Below are 26,093 nucleotides of genomic sequence, written 5' to 3'. Positions count from 1 at the left end.
TTCCCGCTATCAGCATAATCGATGCTAAAACTGCGAAGTCAATAGATGGCTACGAACTGCATTGAAAGATGGACCTGATGATTTGTCGCAACGCCAGAAAATACCATGGCGGACGATCCGCTGATGCTGTTCGAATTGCACTTTTAGGTTCGGAGCTTGTCAAAAGTAAATTGCCCGTGGCAGGAGTTGGTTGCCGCCAACCCAGCGGGTCACTCATTTTGATTTACTGAAACAGGGAATACCATGCAACGACGAGATTTTTTGAAAGCGTCGGCCGCGCTTGCTGCTGCCGGCTTTCCAGCCCAGTCATTATTTGCTGCCGCAGCCGCGCCCAGCCCATTGAAATTCCTTGGCAAAGCGCAGGCCTTTGATACCGCCTGGCTCAAAGGGTACGCCCGACAACTGGCCGGGCAACCGTACCGTGCTCCAGAAAACCATATTCCGGATGAGGTCAAGAAACTGGATTGGGATCAATATCAAGCCATTAATTACCGCGCCGATCACGCTTTGTGGGCCAAAGATCAATTGCGTTTCCAGGCCAAATTTTTCCACCTGGGTCTTTATTTCAAATCGCCGGTGCACATCTTTGAATTGAAAAATGGTCAGGCCCAGGAACTGGCGTACGACTCTGCCATGTTCGAATATGGCAAAAGCGGTTTGCATGGCGGCAAGATGCCGAAAGATTTGGGTTTTGCCGGTTTCAGGGTAAATTTTCATACCGATCTTGAACGCGACGTCGCAGCGTTCCTGGGCGCGAGTTATTTCCGTGCTGTAGGTTCCGACTGGCAATATGGATTGTCGGCGCGCGGTTTGGCGATCGATTGCGGCATGCAGCGACCGGAAGAATTTCCGAATTTCATCAGTTTTTGGCTGGAACGTCCGAGCAAGGATTCAAGCAAATTAGTGGTGTATGCGCTGCTGGATTCGCCCAGCGTGGCGGGTGCATATCGATTCGAAATTCAACCTGCGGCAACCATGTCCATGGATGTCGAGGTTGCGTTGTACCCGCGCAAAACCATCGAACGTATGGGCATAGCCCCGCTCACCAGCATGTTCCAGTATGGCGAAAATGACCGTCGCATTGCTGCGGCCAATGACTGGCGTCGGGAGATTCATGATTCCGATGGCCTCTCGTTGTTGCGCGGAAATGGCGAATGGGTCTGGCGGCCGCTTACCAATCCCGCGCAGTTGCGCTTCAATAGTTATCAGGATGAGAATCCGCGTGGCTTCGGCTTGCTGCAACGCGACCGCAATTTCGACCACTATCAGGATGACGGCGTGTTCTATGACCGGCGTCCGAGCGTGTGGGTCGAACCGAAGTCCGGTTGGGGAAAAGGTGCGGTGCAACTGGTGGAAATCCCGACCGTCGACGAAACTTTCGATAATATTGTCTGCTTCTGGAATCCGGCTGAGAAGCCGCAAGCCGGCCAGGAACATTTGTTCACATATCGTTTGCACTGGGGCAGCAAGATGCCGATCGTGCCGCCGCTGGCAACTGTAGTGGCCACGCGCACTGGCATGGGCGGTGTGGTTGGCCAGAAACGCACTTATTATTCTTGGCGCTTCGTGGTCGATTTCGCCGGTGGCGATCTGAAGTTGCTAGGCAAGGACGCTAAGGTGACGCCGGTCATCACTGCTTCGCGTGGCAAGGTCGAAGTGAGCTCGGCGCGGCCGTTAGATAATATTCAAGGCTACCGGGTGATGTTCGATCTGAAACCGACGGATGCCAGCGTCGTGCCGATTGATTTGCGGGTGTATCTGGTTGCGGAAGGCCAGACCTTGTGCGAGACCTGGTTATATCAATGGACTCCACCGGCGATGGCGCAGCGTCAGTTTTAAGAATGATTTCACCTTTGTTCAGGAGCTTGGCTGACTCGGAATGTATTAACCATTTTGAGACAATCATTTTGAGACAACCAAAGCGTTTTCCGATGCAGTGATGACGCCTAAGTTCAAAAATGCTGTCGCGCGCTTGGCCGCTGCGGGCCTCCCATCGGACGGTTCAACGCTAGAATCTTTCTTTCTCCTATTCAGCAAACACATCGATGCCATTTCCCCACCATCCATCACCCTGCACTCCTCTCATCAACCCGTTCAGCCCGTTGTTTGCCGGCTGCAAGGTGTGGGTGAAGCGCGATGATTTGCTGCATTCCGAGGTGTCCGGGAATAAATTTCGCAAGCTCAAATATCCGCTGCTGGCATTGCGCGATCGTCGCGCGACTTTGGTGACGATGGGCGGGCCGTGGTCGAATCATTTGCATGCGCTGGCGCACGCTGGCGCGCTGTTGGGCTGGCCGACGATGGGTCTGGTGCGCGGCGCGGAAGGCGTGAATACTGCCACGCTGGATGATTGCCGGCGGCTCGGGATGCAGATTATATTTGTGTCACGTGAGGATTATCGGGCGCTGCGCGAATGCCCTGAACAGCGGCGGCGACATGTGACGGCTCTGGACGCGAACACAGACGATAGCCATGTCTGGCTGCCGGAAGGCGGCAGCGCGCCGGCAGCGCTGCGCGGCGTGGCGGAACTGGTGGACGAATTGCCTTTCATTCCCGATACGATGATGGTGGCTTGCGGGACGGGCGCGACGCTGGCGGGTTTGCTGGCCGGCTTGCAGGGGCGCGGTCGCGTGATCGGGATTGCGGTGTTCAAGAATGCCGAATATCTGCATCGGGAAATTGCGCGACTGTTGCGCCAGGCTGATTATCCGGCTTATGACAATTACACTTTGCTGACCGATTGCCATCACGGCGGCTACGCCAAGGCGCCGCCGGCGTTAAGGCAGTTTTGCGCTGATTTTGTGCAGGAAACTGGAATCCCGATTGAACCGGTGTATACCGGCAAACTGTTTTATGCGCTCCGGCAGATGGCGCAATCGGGCGCTTTCCACCCGGAGGAACGCATCGTCGCGGTGCATACGGGCGGATTACAAGGGGCGCGGGGGTTTTAGCGCTGCAGGACCGTTAATAATTCGTAATTATTAGCCAACATACCAACCAAGAGCGCAGTGCTGCGGTTTTGGTGGAGCGCACTCAAGTGCGCTCCACCAAAAAATGCTTCAGCGCACTGAGCCGTTCAGCACTCACGATTTATCAATGGGTATAGACAAAAACACCGTATTTACCGCATGTATTCATTGCGCTTATTAAAAATACAGCCAATAGTATATTTTCAATACAAGTAATCCACTGCTTGCTTAATTAGCTCCCATGAAGCTCTTGAGTTTGTCCGAGCGCGACGGTTGGCGCAGCTTGTTCATCGCTTTGGCTTCGATCTGGCGTATCCGTTCGCGGGTCACATCGAACTGCTTGCCGACTTCTTCCAGCGTATGGTCGGACGACATTTCAAGGCCATAGCGCATGCGCAGCACCTTGGCTTCGCGTGGCGTGAGCGAGTCCAGTACATCCTTGACCACCCGGCGCATCGATGAATACAGCGCGGCATCGGCCGGCGCCACGGTGTGGCTATCCTCGATGAAGTCGCCCAGTTGCGAATCGCTGTCTTCGCCCATCGGGGTTTCCATTGAAATCGGCTCTCTGGCGATCTTCATGATTTCGCGGATCTTGTTTTCCGGCATCTCCATCCTCGATGCCAGGGTCGCCGCATCCGGCTCGGCACCGGTGGATTGCAGCACCTGGCGCGAGATCCGGTTCATCTTGTTGATGGTTTCGATCATGTGTACCGGAACGCGGATGGTGCGCGCCAGATCGGCGATCGAACGGGTGATCGCTTGGCGAATCCACCATGTCGCATAGGTCGAGAACTTGTAGCCGCGACGGTATTCGAACTTGTCGACGGCTTTCAGCAGACCGATGTTGCCTTCCTGAATCAGATCGAGAAATTGCAGGCCGCGGTTGACGTATTTTTTGGCAATTGAGATCACCAGCCGCAAGTTGGCTTCCGTCATCTCGCGCTTGGCCTTGCGGGTACGCATTTCGCCGGCCGACATTTGCCTGTTGATGCTGCGCACGTCAGGCAGCGGCAATGCGACACGCGACTGCAAGGCTATCAGTTTTTTCTGCAACTCTTTGACTGCCGGCACATTCCGGCTCAGCACGAGGCTGTATGGATGCCTGGCGTCGACTTCGCCATCGACCCAATCCAGGTTGGTTTCGTTGCCAGGAAACACTTTGATGAAGTGGGTGCGCGGCATGCCGCACTTGTCGACCACAATCCCGAGCAATTGCTTTTCAATGTGGCGCACTTCGTCGACTTGCCCGCGCAACGTGTTGCACAGTTTCTCGACCACTTTGGCGGTAAAGCGGATACCCAGCAGTTCGTATGAAATGACTGCCTGTGCCTGGTTGTAAGCGTCAGATTTGTAAGCACCGCTGTCGTTGGCCTTGCGCATCTTGTCGAACTGGACTGAAATGATGGCGAATTTCGCCAGCGCGGCTTGCTTCAGTTGCGCGATCTGCTCGGCGCTAAAGCCGGCTGCGCCACCAATGCCGGCAATGCCGCCACTGCCCGGTTCGTCTTCATTGGCCTCGGCTTCGTCGTCGCTATCGTCTTCATCGTCTTCGTCCGTGCTTGCCGTAGCAGCTTGTTCGTCGGACTTATCCGGATCGACTAAACCATCGACGATTTCATCAATCTTGATTTCATCATTCGCGATTTTTTCTGCAGTGGCAATAATTTCGGCAATCGTGGTTGGGCAGGCAGAAATTGCCTGAATCATATCGTTTTGGCCGCCTTCAATGCGCTTGGCAATCTCGATTTCGCCGGCTCGTGTCAGCAGATCGCGCGCACCCATTTCGCGCATGTACATGCGCACCGGGTCGGTAGTGCGGCCAAAATCCGCATTGACAGTCAACAGTGCCACCTCGGCGCCTGCCTCGACCTCGTCATCGCTGGTGACGGTCGCAACATTGTCCGTCAACAACAATGACTCGGCATCCGGAGCCTGTTCGTAGACTGCGATGCCCATATCGTTGAAGGTACTGATGATCGCCTCGATGGCTTCCGGCTCGAAAATGTTTTCCGGCAGATGATCGTTGATTTCCGCGTTGGTCAGGAAGCCGCGTTCCTTGCCGAACTTGATCAAGGCCAGCAATTTGCTGCGACGCTGCTCCAGGTCCTCCGGGGTCGCTTCGCTATCGGCCGAAAGCGCATCTTTGAGCAGGGCTTTTTCTTTCGCACTACGGCTTTTGGCCTTGGCTACCGATTTCAGTTCGGAGCGCTCGACCGCGTTTAGTGCGGCAACTTCATCGTTCTCAGGCTGGAATTCCTTCGGCTTGCGCCCGCGACGGCCCGGCACTTTGACCGAAGGCAGGAAATAGCCGGAGGTGTCGATCGCCGCCAGCGTTGCGGCATCGGTGGTTTGTTTGACCACCTGCCCTACCATTGGAGTCGCGTCCGGCATGGTTTCAGCTTGGGCGGCAATTTTGGCAGGCACAATGACTGTCTTTGCCTTGGCTTTCTTGGCGACTACAGGAGCCTTGACCACTGCAAGAGCAGAATCCGGATCTGCCGCCAGCTCTATGGGCGCGCTCTCGGTCAGGATTTCTTCAGGCGCTGCAACCGGTTCCGCCACAACGGACACGGCCAGCCTGGAACGTTTGGTGACGACTTTCACCTTGTTTGGCGTTTCGGCATTATCAAGTTCAAGTACATGGCTCAGCGTGCCTTTTGGCAGCGTCAATGGCGTCGAATCCGTGCGCTCAGTTTTGGTGGCGAGTTTCAGTGTTTTTGAAGTATTTTTCATTGCTTTAACACCAAGTCAAGACGAACTTGGTTACTTTCATGTACGAGGTGAATGACTCGACCCAATCCGGCTAATGGGGAATAGGTAGAGCTTGTAATATGTGTACCGTTGAAGATCACTGTGTTACCGCTCAACCACTTGCCACCAAACACGCACCGACAATCCGCGCTCCAGAATTATTCATTGGATGGGTGAAGATTAACGTCCCCTTGTGCCTGCTGGATAGGCCGGATCGATTTATAAGATGCAAAATTTCTATTGGTTTGTTTGGAAAGCAAAAAAGCCCGCTGATAAAAGCGAGCTGGGAATTCATTCCAAAAAAGATAATGACGAAAAGTTGGCATTATGCCGCTTTATGACAATAATTTCCAATACTTGGCTCGCATATCAGGCATTTTTTAAGCGCATTACCGCGCATATCATCATCCATACGTCGTATTTCGAGCCTGCCACCGCGTCATGCCATCGCCATTTTTGGCGGAGTATAGACAAAAACATGTGCTTACCCGCATATTTTTTAAGACTTTATAAAAATAGAGGATGCAGTATGTTTTCGCTTCAAAGATATATCAGGCATTGGAAAAATGTTCTGCCAGCGTCTCTTTTAAGCCCTGCTCGATCGCCGCTTCCACCTGTCTGGCCAGTCCCGCATCGCCGGCAGGATCGAATACGAACATCCGATAGACATCTGCCAGCGTCAATTGTTCCGGATTGGCGACCAGCACCCAGCTATCGAATCCTTTTTCAATGCGCCGGCCCCAGCGTGCCCGGCTTGTTCCGGCTTGCTCCGGCTTGACGCGCCCGACCCAATTGACGTCGTGCATGTTTTGCAGCAGGCGTTCTATCTCTTCAAAACCAAGCCGCGTCTTGCGCCGGATCGTCAGGGTGTCGACCACGGCAGTCGTGTCTGAAACGCGCGCACGATAGAGCACTTCGATTACCGACATCGCATCCACAAAAGCACTGCCGGGCGCGGCGACATGCCACCAGCGTTCGTACTTCACAATCGGCAAGGATGCGGCAAGCACCGCGCCGAACAAGGTGATGAGCCAGCAAAGATAAATCCACAACAAAAATATCGGTATCGCAGCCACTGCGCCATACACCAGAGTGTAGGTCGGCGACTGGCTGACGAAGCCGGCAAACAAGCGCTTGACGAGCTCGAATGCAATCGCGGCGACCAGGCCGCCCCAAGCGGCGTCGCGCCAATCGACCGGCCGGTTCGGCACCATCACATACAGCAGGGTGAACGCGCCGGCGGTAATCAGGATCGAAACCAGCGTATAAAACACCGCGCCGATGAAAGGCACGCTTGCCACCACATCGCTGGTGGCGGTAAATAAATACGAAGTCAGCGTCATCGACACCCCGATCAGCAGCGGGCCCAGCGTCACGACGGCCCAATACACGGTCACCCGCTGCGCAAACGGGCGCTGCGTCTTGACGCGCCAGATGTCGTTTAAGGTGCGGTCGACCGTCATCATCATTAGCACTGCGGTCACGATCAGCAGCACTGCGCCGACCGCCGACAGACTCTTGGCCTTGGTCGCAAACTGGGTCAGATAGCCCAGGATGGTATTGGAAATCGAACTCGGCATCAGACTGCCGGCCAGGTATGATTCGAGCGCTGCGCGAAAGGTATTGAATAGCGGGAAAGTAGTAAAGATCGCCAGCGCAATCGTCAGGATCGGCACCAGCGCCAGTACGGTCGTATAGGTCAAGCTGCCCGCCACTTGCGACAGGCGTTCTTCATGCAAACGGTTGCGCGCGAACAGGAACAGGTCGCGCAAGTCGGCCCAGGACATTCCACGCAGAATCGATAGGTTTTTCAGGGACATTGGCTGCGATAATTCGGTGTAATAAAGTGGTTACTGATGTTACGCACAAAAAAATTCGGTCCACGAAAAAAACTTCTTTACATTCTTTCGTGCTTTTCGTGTATTTCGTGGACAATGCCTTTCATGTCTTGCATGCAACGTGCGTAACATCAGATACTGATAAACCACAATATAATATCAAGCATGAATCCATCCAACATTACTCTGCTCGTTTTGTACTACTCCCGGCATGGCTCCACCCGCACACTGGCAGAATGCATCGCCCAAGGCATTGAAAGCGTGCCCGGCTGCGATGCCCGGCTGCGCACCGTGCCGGAAGTCTCGACCGTGGCGGAAGCCACCGCACCGGCTATTCCGGCTGCAGGCGCGCCCTATGTCGAACTGGCCGATCTGGAACAGTGTGCCGGTCTGGCGCTGGGCTCGCCGACGCGCTTTGGCAACATGGCAGCCGCGATGAAATATTTCTGGGACAGCACTGCAGCGCAATGGCTGTCCGGCGCCCTGTGCGGCAAGCCGGCCTGCGTCTTCACCTCGACCGGCAGCCTGCATGGCGGCCAGGAATCGACCTTGCTGTCGATGATGCTGCCGCTACTGCATCACGGCATGCTGATCCAGGGCTTGCCCTACACGCATCCGGAATTGATGACTACTGCCAGCGGCGGCGGCCCCTATGGCGCCACGCACTGGGCCGGCGCCGACGGCAACAAGACGATTTCGAACGACACCCGGCACCTCGCCATCGCCCTCGGACAACGGCTCGCCAGCACCGCCACTAAATTACAAAAATGATGCAAAACAACCTCCAAAAAAATTATCACCTCGGCGCCAGCCTCAGTCTGATCGCACTGATTGCCTTGTGCGTTGCCTGGGAACTGGTGCTGGCGCCGCTGCGCCCGGGCGGCTCATGGATGGTGCTCAAAGTGGTGCCGCTGCTGCTGCCGCTGCGCGGGGTTTTAAAGCGCGACAATTACACGCTGCAATGGTCGTCGATGTTGATCCTGCTGTATTTGATGGAAGGTCTGGTGCGCGCCACCAGCGACCAAGGGCTGTCGGCCACACTGGGCTGGGCTGAAGTAGCACTGTCCGTGATTTATTTCTTTTGCGCGATTTTGTATCTGCGACCGCTCAAGCGGGCCGCCAAAAAACTGGCGCGCGAAACCATCGAGAAGGCTGCAAAATGAACGATTTCCTCACTCACTGCCGCGCTGCAATTGGGGCCAATTATGTCTTGACCGAGGCGACTGACACCGCCGCCTATTTGACTGACTGGCGCGGACGTTTTACCGGCCGCGCCATTGCCGTGGTCAAACCCGGTTCCACTGCCGAAGTCGCTGCTGTCGTCAAACTCTGCAATCAGTTTCGCATCCCGCTAGTGCCGCAGGGTGGCAATACCGGGCTGGTGCTGGGCAGCGTGCCGGACGACAGCGGTGCCGCCATCGTGTTGTCGCTGACGCGCCTGAACCAGATCCGCGCGATTGACACGCTCAACAACACCATTACGGCAGAAGCCGGCTGCATCCTGGAAAATCTGCAACAAGCCGCCAGCAATGCCGAACGTTTGTTCCCGCTCTCGCTGGCGTCCGAAGGCAGTTGCACCATCGGCGGCAATCTTTCAAGCAACGCGGGCGGCACCGCCGTGCTGCGGTACGGCAATACGCGTGAACTCTGTCTCGGCCTCGAAGTCGTGACTGCCCAGGGCGAAATCTGGGATGGCTTGCGCGGGTTGCGCAAAGACAATACCGGTTACGATCTGCGCGACCTGTTCATCGGCGCCGAAGGCACGCTCGGCATCATCACCGCTGCCGTGATGAAGCTGTTTCCGCAGCCTAGGGCGCAGATCACCGCGCTGGCTGCAATGTCAACGCCAGCCGATGCGCTGCGACTGTTAACACTGGCGCAGGCGCATTGCGGCGCGGCGCTGACCGGCTTCGAATTAATGTCGGATTTCTGCCTGCAGCTGGTGACCAAGCATTTTCCGCAGATGCGCCTGCCTTTTGCGGAAAATCATCCGCAATATGTGCTGCTGGAATTATCCGATAGCGAATCAGAACAACATGCCAACGCGATGCTGGAAAGCCTGATAGGCGCGGCGCTGGAACAGGATGTCATTACAGACGCCATCGTCGCGGCCTCGATCGCCCAATCCAAATCGCTATGGAACCTGCGCGAACACATCTCGCTGGCGCAGGCAGCCGAAGGCAAGAACGTCAAACACGACATCTCGGTGCCGATCTCACGCATCGCCGACTTTATCCTGGCCACCGATGTGCTGCTGCAGCAGGCAGCGCCCGGCTGCCGGATGGTCACTTTCGGCCACCTCGGCGACGGCAACCTGCATTACAACGTATCGCCGCCGGAAGGTATCAGCGACGCGGCTTTCATCGCGCAACAAGCGGCGATCAACCTGGTGGTACATGACAGCGTGCACAGCTGCGGCGGCTCGATTTCCGCCGAGCATGGTCTGGGTGCGCTGAAACGCGATGAAATCCGGCGTTACAAGTCGGCAGTGGAAATGCAGATGATGCAAACGCTGAAGCAAGCGTTCGACCCATTGAACCTGATGAATCCGGGTAAAGTTTTGTAACCTCGTTCTGTAGCATCGTCCAGAGAAAATACTATGAACAGATTGCTATTGTTAGCCGCCCTGTGCGCGGTATCGGTACCCGCATCGGCTATTTACAAATGTAAAGCGGGTACGCAAATCACTTATAGCGATACCGAATGCGCCAACGGAACAGCTATCAAGACCGACGATACGTTTTCCGCACAAGCTGCCGTAGACGCGCGCCAGCGCCTGGCAACGGACAAGGCCGAACTGAATCGATTGACGCGCGAGCGCAATAAAAACGAGGCCAGCGAAGATCGCGCCCATGAAAAATTCGCCCGCGCCGCTGCCACCAGGCGCAAACAATGCGCGGTGCTGGAACAGCGCCAGCAATGGGCTAAAGAGGATGCTGCAACTGCGTCCAGGAAGTCGATGGAAAACGCCAAAAGTAAAGCGCGCCGCGCCGCTGAGAAATATACCCTCGCTTGCGGAAAATAATAAATCACAATTTGATGCGTGCGAATAAATTCGCCCCTACGGGAACAGGCGATAGATTTTCTGTGCACCACTCACGGCAATCATCACTATTGCGCCAGCCACGATTCCCAACACCGCGTTCAGCAGTGTCGGGGCCAGCGTTTCCAGCACGCCGCCAACCATCGGGAGTGTGCCTGAACTGAGCGCCAGATCGTGGATCAATCCAGTTGCGGCGGGTACGCCATGGGCAAGGATGCCGCCGCCCACCATGAACATCGCAGCCGTGCCGATCACCGACAGGCTCTTCATCATGTACGGCGCAAATATCAGGATGCCCCTGCCGAGACTGCGCTGCATTCTCAGCAACAAACTGTCGCCATCTTTTTGGCTCAAGTACAGTCCGGCATCGTCAAGCTTGACGATGCCGGCCACCAGACCATAGACGCCAATGGTCATGATGACCGCAATCACCGACAGCACGACGATTTGCTCGCCGAACGACGCTGCGGCCACCGTGCCCAGGGTAATGGCGATGATTTCAGCCGACAGGATAAAGTCGGTGCGCACCGCGCCTTTTATTTTGTCCTTCTCCAGCGCGACCATATCGACCACCGGGTCCGACAAGGCTTGCAGCAATTCGGTCTGATGGGCGTCGTGTTGCTCCTTGCCGCGCATGAAGCTGTGCGCCAGTTTTTCAAAGCCCTCATAGCAAAGAAATGCGCCGCCCAGCATCAAAAGCGGCGTTACCGCCCACGGCGCAAAAAAACTAATGGCAAGCGCCGACGGCACCAAAATCAGCTTGTTGAGGAAAGAGCCTTTTGCCACCGCCCAGACCACCGGAAGTTCGCGCTCGACCTTCACGCCGGTGACTTGCTGGGCATTCAATGCCAGGTCATCGCCCAGCACTCCAGCCGTTTTCTTGGCGGCAACCTTGGTCATCAGGCTAACGTCATCGAGGATGCTGGCAATGTCATCGATGAGGGCTAAAAGGCTGGATCCGGCCATGCTTGAGTTCCTTGGATGATAAAATTTTTTCAAACATGACGCGTATTTGCCATGATGGAGGCGGCCAAAGTTGACGTTGTCAGCGTTGTCGAATTACGTGTGTCAAATTGCAGGATTTGCGCGCGCTGCGCATTTTATCCGAATTCAGGCGATCCAATCCGCCGTACAAAAAGCGGCAGCCGGATGACGCTCTTGATGCCTGAAGAAAACCAGACATCAAAGACACCATCCGGCTGCCAGTAAAAATAATGAAAAAACGCGATGTTTATCGCTTATGCATCCTCATCGATTTCTGCCGCATCCACCGACTCCGGCCGCGCTTTTGCATTCGCATCCAGCCGGCCCAATGTGTTTTCCACTGTACGCTTCAATTTCTCTGCCGCACCCTGAACCGCCTGATGCACCGTCGCTGCTTGCTCGGTTACGGCGATTGGCTGATGGTTTTGCAGCCGCACTTCCATCAGGCAACGGTTATCGGCAGCGCCTGATTTTGGGCCATTGGCGTCACTCAAGTGGACTTCCACCCTTGTCACCTGTTCTTTGAAATGGCTCAGAGCGCCGCGAACTACGGTTTCAATGTGGCTAGTCAGTCCTTCATTGTTTTCGATGTTGCTATCGGTATTGACTTGAATTTGCATGGTTGCCTACTCCTGATACGGGTGGATGAATCGATCTTCCCGGCGCCAAAGCCGGGTCCGGCAATTTTTACGAGGACAGCAATGCCGGTTGTATCTTGCCCTCTTTTGCCATGTCTTTTACATGGCGCTACAAAATGCCATTTCAAGGTGCGGACTTAATCATTGACCACTGGCACTGTTCAGGGCGTTTGCGTAAAATTTCAATGATGTTAAGCTTGCGCAGAAACTGATTTTATACAGAAAGATTGCTATATATGCAACAAAAAGCCCCCCGCCGCACGCGCGAACGAATTCTGGAATTATCATTGCGCTTGTTCAATGAATTCGGCGAACCGAACATCACGACCACGGTGATCTCGGAAGAAATGAATATTTCACCGGGCAACCTGTACTACCACTTCCGCAACAAGGATGACATCGTCAACTCGATCTTTGTCCAGTTCGAAGAAGAAATCAACCGTCGTCTGGCGATTCCCGCCGAACGCCGGCCCAGCATCGAAGACGTCTGGCTGTATCTGCACTGGATGTTTGAGCTGGTGTGGCGCTACCGTTTCTTTTATCGCGACATGAATGATTTGCTGTCGCGCAATCGCAAACTGGAACTGCATTTCAAGCAGATTCTGGCGCAGAAGGTCAAAGTTGCGAAGCATTTGTGTGAAGAATTGCGCACTGAAAAGGCGCTCGAAGCCAGCGATGCAGCAATCGATGCGCTGGCCACAAATATGGTGGTGGTGGCGACTTACTGGCTGTCATACGAATACGTGCGCAATCCGCGCAATTATTCCGAACAAAAAGTAATGTCGGAAGCGCTGGCGCGCGGCTGTTATCAGGTACTGTCGGTAATTGAACCATTCTTGCGCGGCGATACGCACTCCCTGTTCGACAAGCTGTCGTCCGAATATCTGCAAAAATCCAAATAGACTTGTCTGAATTTCAAAGCTCAATTTCAACAATTAATTTCAACAATGAAAATGAAATCAATTTGCGTCTATTGCGGCTCTTCTGCCGGAGCCTCGCCGATGTATGCACAAGCGGCGCGTGCGCTGGCCCAGGAAATGGTCGCTGACAATATCGCCCTGGTCTATGGCGGCGCCAGCGTCGGCCTGATGGGTATCATCGCCGACGAAGTTTTGCGGCTCGGTGGCGAAGCCACAGGCGTCATCCCGAGCGCTCTGCGAGACAAGGAAATCGGGCATCCTGGCCTGACGCGCCTGCACATCGTCAAGGATATGCATGAGCGCAAAGCCATGATGGCGAGCTTGTCAGACGGCTTCATTGCGATGCCGGGCGGGATTGGTACGCTGGAGGAACTATTCGAAGTGTTTACCTGGTCGCAACTGGGACTGCACAACAAGCCTATTGGACTGCTGAATGTGGGCGGTTTCTTTGACGGCCTGCTTAGTTTCATGCAGCACATCGTCACCGAGCGCTTCCTGCGCTCGGAACAGGCATCCCTGTTGCTGGCGGAAACGACGCCCGCTGCGCTGGTGACAAAATTCAAGTCTTATCAGCCGGGCGATCTGAATAAATGGACGCTGCCTCCGGATCGCAATATATACCCCTGACGTGTATATCAATAAAACATGCAATTTACGCATTTTTTATAAGCGAGAAAAATAATACTCCATTAAAAATGCCGAAACTCTGGTAGGGGCGGGTTCCAAACCCGCCCTCGTATTTTGGCCACAAAAGGGCGGGTTCCAAACCCGCCCCTACAGACAGCGCATCAAGCCTCTAAAGCCTGCCGGAAATCCTCAACCAGGTCGGCCGTATCTTCAATCCCGACTGAGACCCGGATCAGCGAATCGGCAATTCCCATGCTGGCGCGACGCTCGGCGCCCATCTCGAAGAAAATCGTGTGGGCAACCGGGATCACCAGGGTGCGCGTATCGCCCAAGTTGCTGGCCGGAATCCCCAGTCTGAGCTGGTTCAGGTAATCAAAACAATCGATACCCTCTGCCAATTCGAAGCTGAACAGGCTGCCGCAATGGCGGAATAACTCGGTAGCAATGGCATGCTGCGGATGCGATGGCAGGCCCGGATAGTAGACAGCTGCGACCCGCGGATCGGCTTCCAGCATGCTGGTAATCGCCAGAGCACTGGCGCATGCGCGCTCCAGACGCAGCGCCAGGGTTTCGGCTCCCATCGCAATGTGATGCGCGGCTTCCGGGCCCAATGTAGCGCCGAAGTCGCGCAAGGCCTTGGCGCGCACCTGCGCCATGCCCCACTGAGTGGGTATGAAGCGCTTGTAACCCGGTGCGATATTCGGAAATGCAGTCCAGTCAAACAGGCCGGTATCGGTCAGGCTGCCGCCCAGTACATTGCCATGCCCGGCTATCGATTTTGTCAAGGCATTGACGACCAGCCCGGCCCCGACCGATTTCGCCTGAAACAGGTAAGGTGACGTCATCGTATTATCGACTACATACAGAATGCCGCGATCATGGCACAGACGGCCGATGTGCTTCAGGTCGGCTACTTGGGTGCGCGGATTGGCGATGGTTTCGACAAACACGATGCGGGTAGCCGGCGTCAACGCCGCTTCGATCTGCCGGACATCGGTAGCGTCAGCAAACGATACGTCGACGCCCTGACCATTCACCGTTTGCCAGAGACTGTTGGTATTGCCGAACAAAAAGGAAGACGATACAACATGGTCGCCCTGGCGCAGCAAGCTCTGGAAAATAGCGCCGATAGCAGCCATGCCGGTAGCAAAACAAACCGTCGCATAGGCACTTTCCATCCTGGTAATCTTGTCTTCCAGCGCCGACACAGTCGGGTTTCCTTGCCGGCCGTATCGGTAACCGGGCTGCTTGCCCTGGAATACGGCGGCCAGTTCACGCGCATCCTTATAGCCGAACGCGACCGAGGTATGAATCGGCTTGTGCAGCGAACCATGCTCAATCGGTTTTTGCCGATCGCTATGCAGGATGCTGGTGGTAAATCCGGTGTTTTTGAGGTCGGCCATATTAACCAATTTTAATAGTAACAAGCACTCCTGCCCCGGATAACCGGGACATCGTCGCAGGTGCAGTGATCAATCTGCGTGCGCCAGATTCAGGTTCAATTGCGAGCGCACCGCATCTTCGAGCAAGGGCCGCGGATTGTTGCGCGCCGCCTCGATGCAGTCCAGATAATCGCGCGTGATGTCGCCTGTCACATAGACGCCATCAAAGCAGGATGCCTCGAATCTCTTCAGGGCCGGATTGACATCCGAGATGGAGCGTTTTAACGCATCAAGATCCTGATACACCAGTGCATCGGCGGTAATCTCGCGGCAGACTTCTTCATCGGAACGCCCGAAAGCAATCAGTTCGTTACGGGTGGGCATATCGATGCCGTACACGTTCGGGAACTTCACCGGTGGCGCTGCAGAAGCGAAAATCACCCGTTTGGCACCGGAATCGCGCGCCATCTGCACGATTTCACGGCTGGTGGTGCCGCGCACAATCGAGTCATCCACCAGCAACACGGATTTTCCCTTGAATTCGGAGGCTATCGCATTGAGTTTCTGGCGCACCGATTTTTGCCGGATTGCCTGTCCTGGCATCAGGAAAGTACGACCCACGTAACGATTTTTGATAAAACCTTCGCGATACTGGATATTCAGCTTCAGAGCCAGTTCCATGGTTGCCGGGCGCGCCGAGTCTGGAATCGGCATCACGACATCGATGTCGCCCTGCGGAAATTGTTGCCGCACTTTTTCTGCCAGATACTCGCCCATTTTCAGGCGGCTGGCATACACCGATGCGCCGTCGATGATGGAGTCCGGACGTGCAAAATATACAAACTCGAACGCGCAAGGATTGAGCGTCGGATTGTCCGCGCATTGGTGGCTATGCATCACACTATCCTGATCGATGAAGATGGCTTCGCCAGGCGTGACATCGCGCAAAAACCGGAAACCCAAGCCTTCAAGCGCCACCGATTCGCTGGCAACTACGTATTCATTGCCTTTGGCTGTCTCATTGACGCCGATGCACAGTGGCCGGATGCCGTACGGGTCGCGAAAGGCCAGTAAGCCGTGGCCGGCGATTTGCGCCACCACTGCGTACGAGCCGCGGACCCGTTTGTGCACGGTTGCAACCGCTTTGAACAACGTAGATGGATCGAGCGAATAACCGGTGGTGGCTTCCTGAATTTCGTGCGCCAGCACGTTGAGCAGCACTTCCGAATCGGAATCGGTATTGATGTGACGCCGATCGTTTTTGAACAGTTCGATCTTTAGTTGTCCGCTATTGGTCAGGTTGCCGTTGTGCGCAAGAATGATGCCGAACGGCGCATTGACATAAAACGGTTGCGCCTCTTCTTCGCTAGCAGAACCGGCGGTCGGATAGCGCACCTGACCGATGCCGGTATTGCCCAGCAGCGAACGCATGTTGCGCGTGCGAAATACGTCACGCACCAGGCCATTGGCCTTGTGCATGATGAATTTATTTCCGTGATTGGTTGCAATACCCGCAGCATCCTGGCCTCGATGCTGCAACAAGAGCAAAGCGTCATAAATCAGCTGATTAGCGGGACCATGAGAAACAACACCGACAATGCCACACATGGAGGACTCCTAACAAATGATTCAAAATTTTACATGCCGCACGATATCGCCCGGCAAAAACTGCTGGACGGTGCGCGCAGCGCTTTCCACCAGCGGACTCAATAGTGCATCGGCCCAGAACGGCTGTTGCGGAATCGAGGTCATGCCGCACAGCAAAGCCACGGCGAGCACAATCACAACCCCACGCCCGAGGCCGAACAAACCACCCAAGCCGCGATCAATCACCTTCAGACCGCTGGCAGTAACCACAGAATCGACCGCCATCGTCAGTAACGACATTAACAAACGGGTGCCAATAAACAGCACGATAAAGCCCACAATCAAACGCAATGTGCCGCCGGGAATGATCTCCGGCAACAATAAAGCCAGTTTTGCGCCATACGCATTGGCGACAACGAACGCCGCTATCCAGCCAAGCAATGACAGTACTTCCTTGAGCAAACCTCGCATCGTACTGATGACAATGGAGCACAGCAACACGAACAAAACCAGATAATCGAAGATCGTCACAAGTTAGTCACCATCCGCTGCCATTCGTTGCCAGCGGCTGCTAGTTAATCGGCACCAGAGTGCCGCCGAAACCCAGACTAACCAGCTTGGCGCGCATTTTCTCGGCCTCTTCCTTACTGGCAAATGGTCCTACCCTGACACGAATAGGCGAGCCGGATTTGGTCGCGACTTTTTGCGTATACGATTTAATACCGGCACCTTTTAACTTTCCCTGCAATTCGTCAACCTTTTCCTGGCTTGCCAATGCAGCGATCTGCAGCGTGAATTTGGACGATACTTTTTCCGCTACAACGGTAACGGTCCGCCCTTCCAGAATGGCCCGAGCGCGCGCTGCCTCATCTGGTTTTTTAGCTTGCTTGGGTTCTGGCTTGGGTTCCGGCTTGGGTTCCGGCTTGGGTTCCGGCTTAGGCTCTGGTTTAGGCACCGGCTTGGGTTCTGGTTTTGGCTCCTGCTTCGGTTCCGATTTTGGGACGGGCTTGGTTTCCGGAACGGGCTTGTGCAGCGCGCCATCCACCACCGGCGCTTGCTGCGCAGCGGCACTGCTAGTTACGGGAGCTGGCGCAATTGCTGGTGCTGGTGCTGGTGCTGGTGTCGGTGCTGGCGCCAATTCGATAATTTCCTCTTGCTGGCTCAATGCGGTGGAAGCAGACACTGCCCCGGAAGACGATGCGCCTGCTGCTGCGGCCGGTGGCGCCGGCATGGCCGGGGAGACTGGTGCGGCTGGTGCTGGTGGGGTATCCACAGAAGGGATTTGGATGGCGATATCGCTTGGCACCGATTTCTGCTCGGAATCGAACAGCATTGGCAATCCGATAATGGCTGCCAGTACCAGAGCGATGGCGCCGATCAGGCGTCTCCGGGCCCGTTTTTTTTCAGGCAGTGCGGTGTCAGAAGATGCTTGAGTAGCACCGTCCGGCTGCTTTTTGCTGCGGGTGCTTCGGTTGCTAGAAGCATGAGAATTTTCTTCGGAGCGAGAGTTAAATTCTGGCTTGCCGCTAGTGGATTTCTGCTTTTTTGTACCAAGAAACGAGAACAAGCCCATACGGTAGATGCTAAATTCGTTAGTGAGTTAGTGAGATTCGGATTTTCGTGCAGTTAACACGCCGGCGACGGTCAAGAAAGAGCCGAAGACCACGATTCTATCATTCACACCTGCCCTGCTTTGTGCATTTGCAAAAGCTTCTGCCGGAGACGAAAAAGTATTGATGCTCGAATCTGCCGCCGCCCCTGCCTGATCATGAACGCCCGCCTGCAAGAGCTTTTGTTGCAATGCGGCAGCGGAAGCTGCACGCGGCAACGGCAGGTCCGTTACGCACCAGTGATCAACGCAAGGCTTCAGATGCGCGATGATGCCATCGATATCCTTGTCCTGCATTGCGCCGAATACTGCGTAAGTGTAGGGGCTATAACCCATGTTGCCCAAATTTTGGGCTAATGTCGCTGCCGCGTGCGGATTATGCCCCACATCCAGCACCACGGTCGGTTGTCCCGGCAAGACTTGGAAGCGGCCCGGCAAATCCACCAGCACGATGCCTTTACGGATTTCTTGCGCGCCCAGCGGCAAGCGCAAACGCAATACTTCCAGCGCTGCCAGTGCCGCCGAGGCGTTCAATAACTGGTTGGCGCCGCGCAGACTAGGGTAAGCAAGCGAGTTGCGGCGCTGGTTACGACCACCGAAATTCCATTGCAACTGGTCGCCGGAATAATTGAAATCGCGGCCGAATAGCCACAGATCGGCGCCAATTTCCGTCGCATAATCAATTAGCGACTGCGGCGGTACAGGGTCGCTGCAGATCGCCGCCTTGCCGGTCCTGAAAATCCCTGCTTTCTCAAAGCCGATTTTCTCGCGGGTGTCGCCCAGGTAATCGGTATGATCGATATCGATGCTGGTAACGATAGCCACATCCGAATCGATCACGTTGACCGCATCCAGGCGGCCGCCCAGACCGACTTCCAGAATCACGGCGTCCAGCCCGGCGTCGGCAAACAGCTTCAGTGCCGCCAACGTGGTGAATTCAAAATAAGACAGGGTGATCTCGCCGCGGGCTGCTTCGACCAGTGTAAAGGCAGCCATCAGCGCTGCATCGGTCACCATTTCGCCACCGATGCGCACCCGCTCGTTGAAAACCAGCAAATGCGGCGAAGTGTACAAGCCGACCCGGTAGCCGCCCTGCAGCAGGATCGATTCCAGCAATGCGCAAGTCGATCCCTTGCCATTGGTGCCGGCGACCGTGATGACGGCGGCGTCAAAACCAATATCCAGACGGGCATACACCTCTGCCACCCGGTCCAGCCCCATGTCGATGGTGTGGCTATGCAAATGGGAGATGGTTTCGAGCCATTGCGGCAGTGTGTGTAGTGTTTGGATCGACATGCAAAACTTGTAGGAAAGAGGAAACGTGCAATTGTAATCGCTTGCGTGACATTCCGCTCCGGCTGCTGGCTGGAGTTATGCGGTGCGTCCAGACGACTTAGGCCACCGCGTCTGCGGCCTGATTTTGCAACAACGCCAGGATACGAGCGATTTCTTCACGCATCTTGCGACGGTCGACGATCATGTCGACTGCGCCTTTCTTGACCAGAAATTCGGCGCGCTGAAAGCCTTCCGGAAGTATTTCGCGCACGGTATTTTCGATCACACGCGGACCGGCAAAACCGATCAGTGCTTTCGGCTCGGCAATCACAACGTCGCCCATGAATGCAAAAGATGCCGACACGCCGCCCATGGTCGGGTCGGTCAGGACGGTAATAAACGGTATTTTCTTTTCTGACAGCTTGGTCAGCATAGCGGTGGTTTTAGCCATCTGAAATAGCGACAACAAGCCTTCCTGCATACGCGCACCGCCGGTTGCGGTAATGCAAATAAAAGGCACTTTTTGTTCGATTGCGGTTTTCGCGCCGCGCACAAAACGCTCGCCTACGACCGAGCCCATCGAACCACCCATGAAATCGAACTCGAAACAGGCCACCACCACCGGCACCGTCATGATGGCGCCGCCCAGAACCACCATCGCATCGGTTTCGCCGGTGACATCGACGCCGGCTTTGAGGCGATCCGAATATTTTTTGCTGTCCTTGAATTTCAGAGTATCGACCGGCAGCAATTCCTGACCGATTTCATAACGGCCGCCGGCATCGAGCAAGGCATCAAGCCGCTCACGGGCGCGAATTCGCATGTGATGGTTGCACTTGGGACAGACGTGGAGATTGGACTCCAGGTCTGAACGGTACAACACCGCCTCGCAAGATGCGCATTTGACCCATAGGCCTTCCGGCATCGACTTGCGATTCGCGGAATCGGAGCGCTGAATGCGCGGGGGAAGCAGCTTTTCTAGCCAACTCATAGTGAACTCCTTGGTGGAATACTGCGACTTTGCCGCATAATTTTGTGCAATTTTACGCGTCTAATGCCTGACGCACGCTGGAAATGAAGGTTTGTACTGCCTCAGTGCAATGATCTGGCGGCGTATTTTCCAACTCTTCGATGATGCGACTGCCGATCACAACCGCATCCGACACCGATGCTATCGCCTTCGCCGTCGCGGCGTCGCGGATGCCGAAACCGACCCCAACCGGCACCTGGACATGGCGCTTGATGCGCGGAATCATGGCTGCCACCGCGTCCAGATCGAGGCTGCCGGAGCCGGTGACGCCTTTCAGGGACACGTAATAGACATACCCGCTGGCGATTTTGCCGACTTTTGCGATCCGTTCATCGGTCGAAGTGGGCGCCAGCAGGAAGATGGTATCGAGTTCCTGGGCTCGCATGGCAGCGGCGAACTGTTCGCACTCTTCCGGCGGGTAATCCACCACCAGCACGCCATCTACGCCAGCCGCTTTGGCCGCCAGAATGAACGCATCGGTACCCATGCGCTCGATCGGATTCGCATAGCCCATCAAAACCACGGGCGTTTTCTGGTTGGTAGTGCGGAAATCGCTGACATAACCCAATACGTCGCGCAAGCCGACGCCTTTCAGTAATGCGCGTTCCGAAGCACGCTGGATCACCGGGCCGTCGGCCATCGGATCGGAAAAGGGTACGCCCAATTCGATAATATCGGCCCCGCCTGCGACCAGCGCGTGCATCAGCGGCACGGTCAGCGACGGGTCCGGGTCGCCGGCGGTGATGAAGGGGATCAAGCCTTTTTTGTTGTGCGCCGCCAAAGCGGATAGAGTGGGCTGGATTCTGGACATGGTTGGACTCGCAGTAATGTGTTCGTTATCCGGCAGGAATGCGGTGCATAAACGGCTTATGCCAAATTTGCCAGCCGATTTCTGTAAAAATATTTATAGGGGAGTATGGCAAAAAATAGCCACTATTCCGCAATATTTTAAATAACTTTAAAAAATACGATGCGCAGTATGCATTCAGAAGAGAAATCCGTATAGTACGCATCGCAGGATAGTTGCAATTTTTAAAATTGCTGCAAAATCAATAAAAATCGCCCATCCGTTCGGCTACCGTATGTATGTCTTTGTCGCCGCGCCCCGACAAGTTGACCAGTATCGTCTGCTCTTTCGGTAGCGTGGCGGCCAGCTTGGCGGCGTAGGCCAGCGCGTGACTCGATTCCAGCGCCGGGATGATGCCTTCGATGCGACAACAGCGGTGAAATGCTTGCAGCGCTTCTTCATCGGTAATAGTCACATATTGGGCACGGCCGGAATCTTTCAGCCATGCATGTTCCGGACCGACGCCGGGATAATCCAGACCGGCCGAAACCGAATGGGTTTCGATGATCTGGCCGTTTTCATCCTGCAGCAGATAAGTGCGGTTGCCGTGCAGCACGCCCGGTGTGCCGGCAGTCAGCGAAGCCGAATGCTTGCCGCTCTCCATGCCCTCGCCGGCCGCCTCGACCCCGATCAGCTTGACGTCCTGGTGGTCGATGTACGGGTAGAAAATCCCCATCGCATTCGAGCCGCCGCCAACGCAAGCCACCACATGATCGGGCTGGCGGCCGGTCATTTCCGGCATCTGAGTCAGACACTCCTCGCCGATTACCGACTGGAAATCGCGCACCATCATTGGATAAGGATGCGGACCGGCGGCGGTGCCGATGATGTAAAACGTATTTTCGACGTTAGTGACCCAATCGCGCATCGCTTCATTCAGCGCATCCTTGAGCGTCCTGGAACCGGATTCGACCGGCACCACGGTAGCGCCCAGCAACTTCATCCGGTAGACATTCTGGGCCTGGCGTCTGACGTCTTCCGAACCCATGTAGACCACACATTCAAGGCCGAAACGGGCGCAGATGGTGGCGGTTGCCACGCCATGCTGGCCGGCGCCAGTTTCGGCGATCACCCGTGGCTTGCCCATGCGCCGCGCCAGCAACGCCTGGCCGATGGTGTTGTTGATTTTGTGCGCGCCGGTATGATTCAGGTCTTCGCGCTTGAGAAATATCTGCGCCCCGCCCTGCAGTTCGGACCAGCGCTTGGCGTGATAAATCGGGCTTGGACGGCCGACGAAATGCTTCAGTTCGTAGCGGTATTCCGCCAGAAATTCGGGATCGCTACTGTAATTTGCATAGGCTTCCTTCAATTCCGTGAGCGCATGGGTCAGCGTCTCGGAAACGAAAGTACCGCCATACGGGCCGAAATGGCCGTTGGCGTCCGGAAAAGGATAATTTTCCGCATGGAAAAGAGGGGTGGTGTCGTGTTCACTCATGGTTTTTCTCAATTAGTCGGAAGTGTCCGGGATGGCATCGGCCTGACGTACCGCGTCGATGAAGGCGCGAATCTTGTCGGCGTCCTTGATGCCCTTGCTGTGTTCGACGCCGCTACTGACGTCGACCGCGTAAGGGCGCACGCGCTGCACTGCGTCAGTCGCGTTTTGTGCGCGCAAGCCACCACTTAAAACGACCCGAAGCGCGAGTTCTTTTGGAATGACAGACCAATCGAATACCTTTCCAGCGCCGCCATAGCTGTCTACAAAGGTGTCGAGCAACAATCCGGCGGCATCACAATAATCCTGTGCGCATTCTAGCAAATCAGCGGCGCCCATATCCTGGCGTACCCGCAGCGCGCGGATAAACGGCCGTCCGACCGCCTTGGCAATGGCCGTGCACTGGGCCGGAGTTTCGTCGCCATGGAATTGCAACAGCGCAATCGGCGCTTGTGCGAGCACTTGCGCCACTTGTTGCTCGGTGGCATTGACGAACAAGCCTACCGCAGTGACAAACGGCGGCATTGCGGCAATCAAACGTGCCGCCGCTTCGGGCGCGATATAACGCGGACTACCGGGATAAAACACGAAGCCGATCGCATCGGCACCGGCAGCCACCGCTGCCTGCACATCTTCGCTGCGGGTCAGTCCGCAAATTTTAATTCGGGTTCGCTGGCGCATCGGGTCCAATCAGGTATAGGGCTACGCAATTAATATTAAGTAATTAAATAATTAAGCAGTGCAGGCAAAAAACAGTATTTACGCTGATTCCCGACTTATAAAATATGGTGCAAGACAGCAATCCGGCTAGAGTGTACCCGCCAGGATGCCGCATGAAAAGCCGGATACTTATTCAAGAAAGTATAAGCCTGAACGGTACTTGTATTTCCAGCTAAGAATGCGCTTGAAACAATACATTTTGGTAGGAATGGATTGGTGGTTTGGTCATCGCAAGAATGATAATGAAGGTATAAGCAATTGCTTTCCCATGTCCCATGTGTTGTCGATGGTGGAGTGTGCGTTCCTTGATATAACGCAAATGCGTACCCGATGCAGCCTTGATCTGTCGATCCTTCTCACTAACCTATAAGCTATGATCAGTCCCTGCACAATTCGCTTGTGGAATCCGGAATACTGCGGCATTGAGCTTTATCCCCATATCCGCCACAAGCCGGATGATAGTTGCCATAAGCGGCAGGATGCGCTGGCGCTGTAGGCGGCCAGTCGGGAACAATCTCATCACCTCGATATCAAAAATCACGATACTTTGCGTTTCAGGCCTTAGGTTCCAGACCCTGTTTCGTGTTTGTAAAATCATTCCTGCAGGTTAAACCGGATGATGCATGCACTTTTTGTAGATGATGACCAAACTACTTTGAATGTGCTCGCCGAAGCGGCCTCTGGTGAGGGCTTCACGACAGCTATCGCAACCAATCTGCAACAAGCGCGGGAACGCATGGCGGAACAGCGCCCGAATGTTGTGTTGCTCAATGTCTTGTTGCCTGATGGCGATGGAGGCGGAATGCAGTTGTTGCGCCACATTGTCGAGCATGTTACCAACCAGGTCATTATCATTACCGGCCTTTCCAGCGTCGAAACCTCGGCCCAGGCATTGCGCCTAGGCGCTGTCGGCTGCCTGATGAGGCCGATTAACATCCAGCACTTAAAAGCCATCCTGTCGCGCGTGCCCCATCCGTCGGCTCTCAAAAATGGCCTCGGTGCATTGCCGGGACGATTGCGCAATGCGGGATATTTCGGACGACTGCTGGGAATTTCTCCCGCAATGCAAGAAATATATCTCCAGATTGAGCGCGTCGCCCCTACCTCGGCAACTGTATTTATCACCGGAGAAAGCGGTACCGGCAAGGAACTGGTAGCGCAGACGCTGCATGATCTGAGCCGCCGGCATACGCATCCATTTGTTGCGGTTAATTGTGGCGCCATCTCGCCGCAGTTAATTGAAAGCGAACTGTTCGGCCATGAAAAAGGCAGCTTTACCGGCGCCCTGCGCGAACACAAGGGATATTTCGAGCGCGCCAGCGGCGGCACCTTGTTTCTCGATGAAATCACTGAAATGCCGCCTGAATTGCAGGTCAAATTGTTACGGGTCCTGGAGGCGCGCACTTTCATGCGGGTCGGTTCCGGTCGAGACATTGAAATGGATGTGCGGGTGATTGCCGCTACCAACCGCATTCCTGAAGAGGCAGTTGCCGACGGTAAATTACGGGAAGATTTGTTATATCGTCTGCAAGTATTTCCACTGTCTCTGCCGCCGTTGCGCGAGCGGGAGCAAGACGTTGGACTGCTCGCCAATGCTTATCTGAACGAACTCAATCAGGCTGAACGTTCCACCAAGACCTTTTCCTCGGATGCGCTTGACCTACTGAAAAAGTACCATTGGCCGGGCAATGTGCGGGAGCTAAAAAATTCGATACATCGGGCCTACATCCTGGCTGACGAGTTGGTCGATGCCAAAAGCTTTTCGCTGCAGCCGGTGAGGTTAAATATGGCAAATGATGCCGCCGGTCCCTTTCTACAGGTGCGCGTCGGCAGTACAGTCGCGGAAGTGGAGCGCCGGCTCATTCTGGCGACATTGGAGCAGTGCCAGGGTGCCAAGGAAAAGGCGGCAGACATCTTGGGAATCAGCTTGAAAACGCTCTACAACCGCTTGCATGAATACGATTCCGAGTGTGACTTGCAGTTCTTCGATTCTTCCGGAAGCAGCTTTGAGCAGCGCGAACGCACGCCCGGTATTTAACGCGGCGTGATTTTTTCAGTGATGTAAATGGCAGTCATTGCACGGATTGCGGTGCTTAATTTCTGATAAATCCCAAGTCCGCCTTGACGGAGACCGCGTGCATACGCCAAGGCCAGCAGATGTTCATCGCAGACCTTCGCAATCTGGGCCGTTGTTGCTAAGTTGACAGCGATACAGGTAGGTAATTCTGTAAAAGTAATTGGTCGCGATAGGAGCGGGGGTTACCTCCGCCCATCGCCCAGATCCCTGCTAGCGGAATTATCCTAAATTACTTTTACCCGTCGCCAAGGCCGGCGGTGCAGTTGCCTTGGCGGGATTTGGCAAAAGATGAATCCGCACGGTTATTGAGTCATCGACAGACCAAACAAATTATTCCTATGTGTTGCGCAAGCATGACGCA

24 protein-coding genes are annotated in these 26,093 nt (G+C 55.1%); 10 read left to right on the top strand and 14 right to left on the bottom strand.

Annotation, left to right across the window (positions count from 1 at the left end; genetic code table 11):
• Positions 1–243: 243 nt before the first annotated feature.
• Positions 244–1,839, top strand: coding sequence for an OpgD/OpgG family glucan biosynthesis protein (locus tag KGFNPO_RS07355; protein ID WP_472634017.1), 1,596 nt, complete (start codon positions 244–246; stop codon positions 1,837–1,839).
• A 206-nt stretch (positions 1,840–2,045) separates the two neighbouring features.
• The gene (locus KGFNPO_RS07350; protein WP_472634015.1) at positions 2,046–2,951 is read left to right on the top strand and encodes a 1-aminocyclopropane-1-carboxylate deaminase/D-cysteine desulfhydrase; all 906 of its coding nucleotides are present in this window, start codon (positions 2,046–2,048) and stop codon (positions 2,949–2,951) included.
• A gap of 246 nt (positions 2,952–3,197) precedes the next feature.
• Here the strand turns inward: KGFNPO_RS07350 and rpoD are convergent, their stop codons facing one another.
• A complete protein-coding gene (gene rpoD / locus KGFNPO_RS07345; protein ID WP_472634412.1) occupies positions 3,198–5,363 on the bottom strand; it encodes an RNA polymerase sigma factor RpoD in 2,166 nt (721 codons plus the stop codon).
• 440 nt (positions 5,364–5,803) lie between these two features.
• On the opposite strand from rpoD, the gene KGFNPO_RS07340 reads away from it, so the two are divergent.
• Complete coding sequence (locus KGFNPO_RS07340) at positions 5,804–6,064, top strand: hypothetical protein (protein ID WP_472634013.1); 261 nt, start codon at positions 5,804–5,806, stop codon at positions 6,062–6,064.
• Positions 6,065–6,274: 210 nt separating this feature from the next.
• Here KGFNPO_RS07340 and KGFNPO_RS07335 read toward each other — a convergent pair whose 3' ends face one another.
• Positions 6,275–7,543 carry a YihY family inner membrane protein gene (locus KGFNPO_RS07335; RefSeq protein ID WP_472634011.1) on the bottom strand — a complete coding sequence of 423 codons (1,269 nt, stop codon included), beginning with the start codon at positions 7,541–7,543 and terminating at the stop codon, positions 6,275–6,277.
• 183 nt (positions 7,544–7,726) lie between these two features.
• Between KGFNPO_RS07335 and wrbA the strand changes: the two genes are divergently transcribed.
• From wrbA to KGFNPO_RS07315, 4 genes are read left to right on the top strand one after another with little or no spacing between them, the layout of a single operon-like run.
• The gene (wrbA, locus tag KGFNPO_RS07330) at positions 7,727–8,332 is read left to right on the top strand and encodes an NAD(P)H:quinone oxidoreductase (protein ID WP_472634009.1); all 606 of its coding nucleotides are present in this window, start codon (positions 7,727–7,729) and stop codon (positions 8,330–8,332) included.
• Entirely contained in the window at positions 8,332–8,724 is a 393-nt protein-coding gene (locus KGFNPO_RS07325) for a DUF2069 domain-containing protein (protein ID WP_472634007.1), read from the top strand. Before wrbA ends, KGFNPO_RS07325 begins: the two co-directional genes overlap by 1 nt.
• Positions 8,721–10,127 (top strand): FAD-binding oxidoreductase, encoded by a 1,407-nt coding sequence (locus tag KGFNPO_RS07320; RefSeq protein WP_472634005.1) that lies wholly within the window; start codon positions 8,721–8,723, stop codon positions 10,125–10,127. Before KGFNPO_RS07325 ends, KGFNPO_RS07320 begins: the two co-directional genes overlap by 4 nt.
• 33 nt (positions 10,128–10,160) lie before the next feature.
• Positions 10,161–10,586 carry a hypothetical protein gene (locus tag KGFNPO_RS07315; RefSeq protein ID WP_472634003.1) on the top strand — a complete coding sequence of 142 codons (426 nt, stop codon included), beginning with the start codon at positions 10,161–10,163 and terminating at the stop codon, positions 10,584–10,586.
• Between the two features lie 36 nt (positions 10,587–10,622).
• Here the strand turns inward: KGFNPO_RS07315 and KGFNPO_RS07310 are convergent, their stop codons facing one another.
• Positions 10,623–11,570: a DUF808 domain-containing protein gene (locus KGFNPO_RS07310; RefSeq protein ID WP_472634001.1), complete on the bottom strand. Its 948-nt coding sequence runs from the start codon at positions 11,568–11,570 to the stop codon at positions 10,623–10,625.
• A gap of 272 nt (positions 11,571–11,842) precedes the next feature.
• The gene (locus KGFNPO_RS07305) at positions 11,843–12,208 is read right to left on the bottom strand and encodes an HPF/RaiA family ribosome-associated protein (RefSeq protein ID WP_472633999.1); all 366 of its coding nucleotides are present in this window, start codon (positions 12,206–12,208) and stop codon (positions 11,843–11,845) included.
• A gap of 254 nt (positions 12,209–12,462) precedes the next feature.
• Between KGFNPO_RS07305 and KGFNPO_RS07300 the strand changes: the two genes are divergently transcribed.
• Both KGFNPO_RS07300 and KGFNPO_RS07295 read left to right on the top strand, forming a co-directional pair.
• On the top strand, positions 12,463–13,128 hold the full coding sequence (locus KGFNPO_RS07300; protein WP_472633997.1) for a TetR/AcrR family transcriptional regulator: 666 nt from the start codon (positions 12,463–12,465) through the stop codon (positions 13,126–13,128).
• Between the two features lie 51 nt (positions 13,129–13,179).
• A complete protein-coding gene (locus tag KGFNPO_RS07295; protein ID WP_472633995.1) occupies positions 13,180–13,773 on the top strand; it encodes an LOG family protein in 594 nt (197 codons plus the stop codon).
• 161 nt (positions 13,774–13,934) lie between these two features.
• Here the strand turns inward: KGFNPO_RS07295 and KGFNPO_RS07290 are convergent, their stop codons facing one another.
• From KGFNPO_RS07290 to KGFNPO_RS07245, 10 genes are all read right to left on the bottom strand, one after another.
• Positions 13,935–15,176, bottom strand: a complete 1,242-nt coding sequence (locus tag KGFNPO_RS07290; RefSeq protein ID WP_472633993.1) for a cystathionine gamma-synthase family protein — start codon at positions 15,174–15,176, stop codon at positions 13,935–13,937.
• Between the two features lie 69 nt (positions 15,177–15,245).
• Entirely contained in the window at positions 15,246–16,763 is a 1,518-nt protein-coding gene (gene purF / locus KGFNPO_RS07285; RefSeq protein ID WP_472633991.1) for an amidophosphoribosyltransferase, read from the bottom strand.
• Positions 16,764–16,784: 21 nt separating this feature from the next.
• A complete protein-coding gene (locus tag KGFNPO_RS07280; RefSeq protein WP_472633989.1) occupies positions 16,785–17,273 on the bottom strand; it encodes a CvpA family protein in 489 nt (162 codons plus the stop codon).
• Positions 17,274–17,313: 40 nt separating this feature from the next.
• Positions 17,314–18,315: an SPOR domain-containing protein gene (locus KGFNPO_RS07275; RefSeq protein ID WP_472633987.1), complete on the bottom strand. Its 1,002-nt coding sequence runs from the start codon at positions 18,313–18,315 to the stop codon at positions 17,314–17,316.
• Positions 18,316–18,342: 27 nt separating this feature from the next.
• Positions 18,343–19,647: a bifunctional tetrahydrofolate synthase/dihydrofolate synthase gene (gene folC / locus KGFNPO_RS07270; RefSeq protein WP_472633985.1), complete on the bottom strand. Its 1,305-nt coding sequence runs from the start codon at positions 19,645–19,647 to the stop codon at positions 18,343–18,345.
• A 97-nt stretch (positions 19,648–19,744) separates the two neighbouring features.
• Entirely contained in the window at positions 19,745–20,617 is an 873-nt protein-coding gene (accD, locus tag KGFNPO_RS07265; protein WP_472615469.1) for an acetyl-CoA carboxylase, carboxyltransferase subunit beta, read from the bottom strand.
• Positions 20,618–20,669: 52 nt separating this feature from the next.
• Positions 20,670–21,467, bottom strand: a complete 798-nt coding sequence (trpA, locus tag KGFNPO_RS07260) for a tryptophan synthase subunit alpha (RefSeq protein WP_472633983.1) — start codon at positions 21,465–21,467, stop codon at positions 20,670–20,672.
• Between the two features lie 238 nt (positions 21,468–21,705).
• The gene (gene trpB / locus KGFNPO_RS07255; RefSeq protein WP_472633981.1) at positions 21,706–22,938 is read right to left on the bottom strand and encodes a tryptophan synthase subunit beta; all 1,233 of its coding nucleotides are present in this window, start codon (positions 22,936–22,938) and stop codon (positions 21,706–21,708) included.
• Positions 22,939–22,950: 12 nt separating this feature from the next.
• The gene (locus KGFNPO_RS07250) at positions 22,951–23,616 is read right to left on the bottom strand and encodes a phosphoribosylanthranilate isomerase (protein ID WP_472633979.1); all 666 of its coding nucleotides are present in this window, start codon (positions 23,614–23,616) and stop codon (positions 22,951–22,953) included.
• A 403-nt stretch (positions 23,617–24,019) separates the two neighbouring features.
• A complete protein-coding gene (locus KGFNPO_RS07245; RefSeq protein ID WP_472633977.1) occupies positions 24,020–24,253 on the bottom strand; it encodes a hypothetical protein in 234 nt (77 codons plus the stop codon).
• 18 nt (positions 24,254–24,271) lie between these two features.
• Between KGFNPO_RS07245 and KGFNPO_RS07240 the strand changes: the two genes are divergently transcribed.
• Positions 24,272–25,693, top strand: coding sequence for a sigma-54-dependent transcriptional regulator (locus tag KGFNPO_RS07240; protein WP_472633975.1), 1,422 nt, complete (start codon positions 24,272–24,274; stop codon positions 25,691–25,693).
• Positions 25,694–26,093: the final 400 nt, after the last annotated feature.

The organism is Gelidimonas diazotrophica, assembly GCF_055694025.1.
The sequence above is the reverse complement of the archived record's forward strand: the minus strand, read 5'-3'. Positions and strand labels throughout refer to the sequence as shown.

Bases quoted from the DNA above. Each gene is read 5' to 3' on its own strand.
- KGFNPO_RS07320 (WP_472634005.1), top strand. From the start codon at position 8,721: ATGAACGATTTCCTCACTCACTGCCGCGCTGCAATTGGGGCCAATTAT.
- KGFNPO_RS07355 (WP_472634017.1), top strand. From the start codon at position 244: ATGCAACGACGAGATTTTTTGAAAGCGTCGGCCGCGCTTGCTGCTGCC.
- KGFNPO_RS07340 (WP_472634013.1), top strand. From the start codon at position 5,804: ATGTGTACCGTTGAAGATCACTGTGTTACCGCTCAACCACTTGCCACC.
- KGFNPO_RS07335 (WP_472634011.1), bottom strand. From the start codon at position 7,543: ATGTCCCTGAAAAACCTATCGATTCTGCGTGGAATGTCCTGGGCCGAC.
- KGFNPO_RS07300 (WP_472633997.1), top strand. From the start codon at position 12,463: ATGCAACAAAAAGCCCCCCGCCGCACGCGCGAACGAATTCTGGAATTA.
- KGFNPO_RS07250 (WP_472633979.1), bottom strand. From the start codon at position 23,616: ATGCGCCAGCGAACCCGAATTAAAATTTGCGGACTGACCCGCAGCGAA.
- KGFNPO_RS07275 (WP_472633987.1), bottom strand. From the start codon at position 18,315: ATGGGCTTGTTCTCGTTTCTTGGTACAAAAAAGCAGAAATCCACTAGC.
- KGFNPO_RS07315 (WP_472634003.1), top strand. From the start codon at position 10,161: ATGAACAGATTGCTATTGTTAGCCGCCCTGTGCGCGGTATCGGTACCC.
- rpoD (WP_472634412.1), bottom strand. From the start codon at position 5,363: ATGCCGGACGCGACTCCAATGGTAGGGCAGGTGGTCAAACAAACCACC.
- KGFNPO_RS07295 (WP_472633995.1), top strand. From the start codon at position 13,180: ATGAAATCAATTTGCGTCTATTGCGGCTCTTCTGCCGGAGCCTCGCCG.
- KGFNPO_RS07290 (WP_472633993.1), bottom strand. From the start codon at position 15,176: ATGGCCGACCTCAAAAACACCGGATTTACCACCAGCATCCTGCATAGC.
- KGFNPO_RS07350 (WP_472634015.1), top strand. From the start codon at position 2,046: ATGCCATTTCCCCACCATCCATCACCCTGCACTCCTCTCATCAACCCG.
- purF (WP_472633991.1), bottom strand. From the start codon at position 16,763: ATGTGTGGCATTGTCGGTGTTGTTTCTCATGGTCCCGCTAATCAGCTG.
- KGFNPO_RS07325 (WP_472634007.1), top strand. From the start codon at position 8,332: ATGCAAAACAACCTCCAAAAAAATTATCACCTCGGCGCCAGCCTCAGT.
- accD (WP_472615469.1), bottom strand. From the start codon at position 20,617: ATGAGTTGGCTAGAAAAGCTGCTTCCCCCGCGCATTCAGCGCTCCGAT.
- trpB (WP_472633981.1), bottom strand. From the start codon at position 22,938: ATGAGTGAACACGACACCACCCCTCTTTTCCATGCGGAAAATTATCCT.
- KGFNPO_RS07245 (WP_472633977.1), bottom strand. From the start codon at position 24,253: ATGATTTTACAAACACGAAACAGGGTCTGGAACCTAAGGCCTGAAACG.
- KGFNPO_RS07310 (WP_472634001.1), bottom strand. From the start codon at position 11,570: ATGGCCGGATCCAGCCTTTTAGCCCTCATCGATGACATTGCCAGCATC.
- KGFNPO_RS07240 (WP_472633975.1), top strand. From the start codon at position 24,272: ATGATGCATGCACTTTTTGTAGATGATGACCAAACTACTTTGAATGTG.
- folC (WP_472633985.1), bottom strand. From the start codon at position 19,647: ATGTCGATCCAAACACTACACACACTGCCGCAATGGCTCGAAACCATC.
- KGFNPO_RS07305 (WP_472633999.1), bottom strand. From the start codon at position 12,208: ATGCAAATTCAAGTCAATACCGATAGCAACATCGAAAACAATGAAGGA.
- trpA (WP_472633983.1), bottom strand. From the start codon at position 21,467: ATGTCCAGAATCCAGCCCACTCTATCCGCTTTGGCGGCGCACAACAAA.
- wrbA (WP_472634009.1), top strand. From the start codon at position 7,727: ATGAATCCATCCAACATTACTCTGCTCGTTTTGTACTACTCCCGGCAT.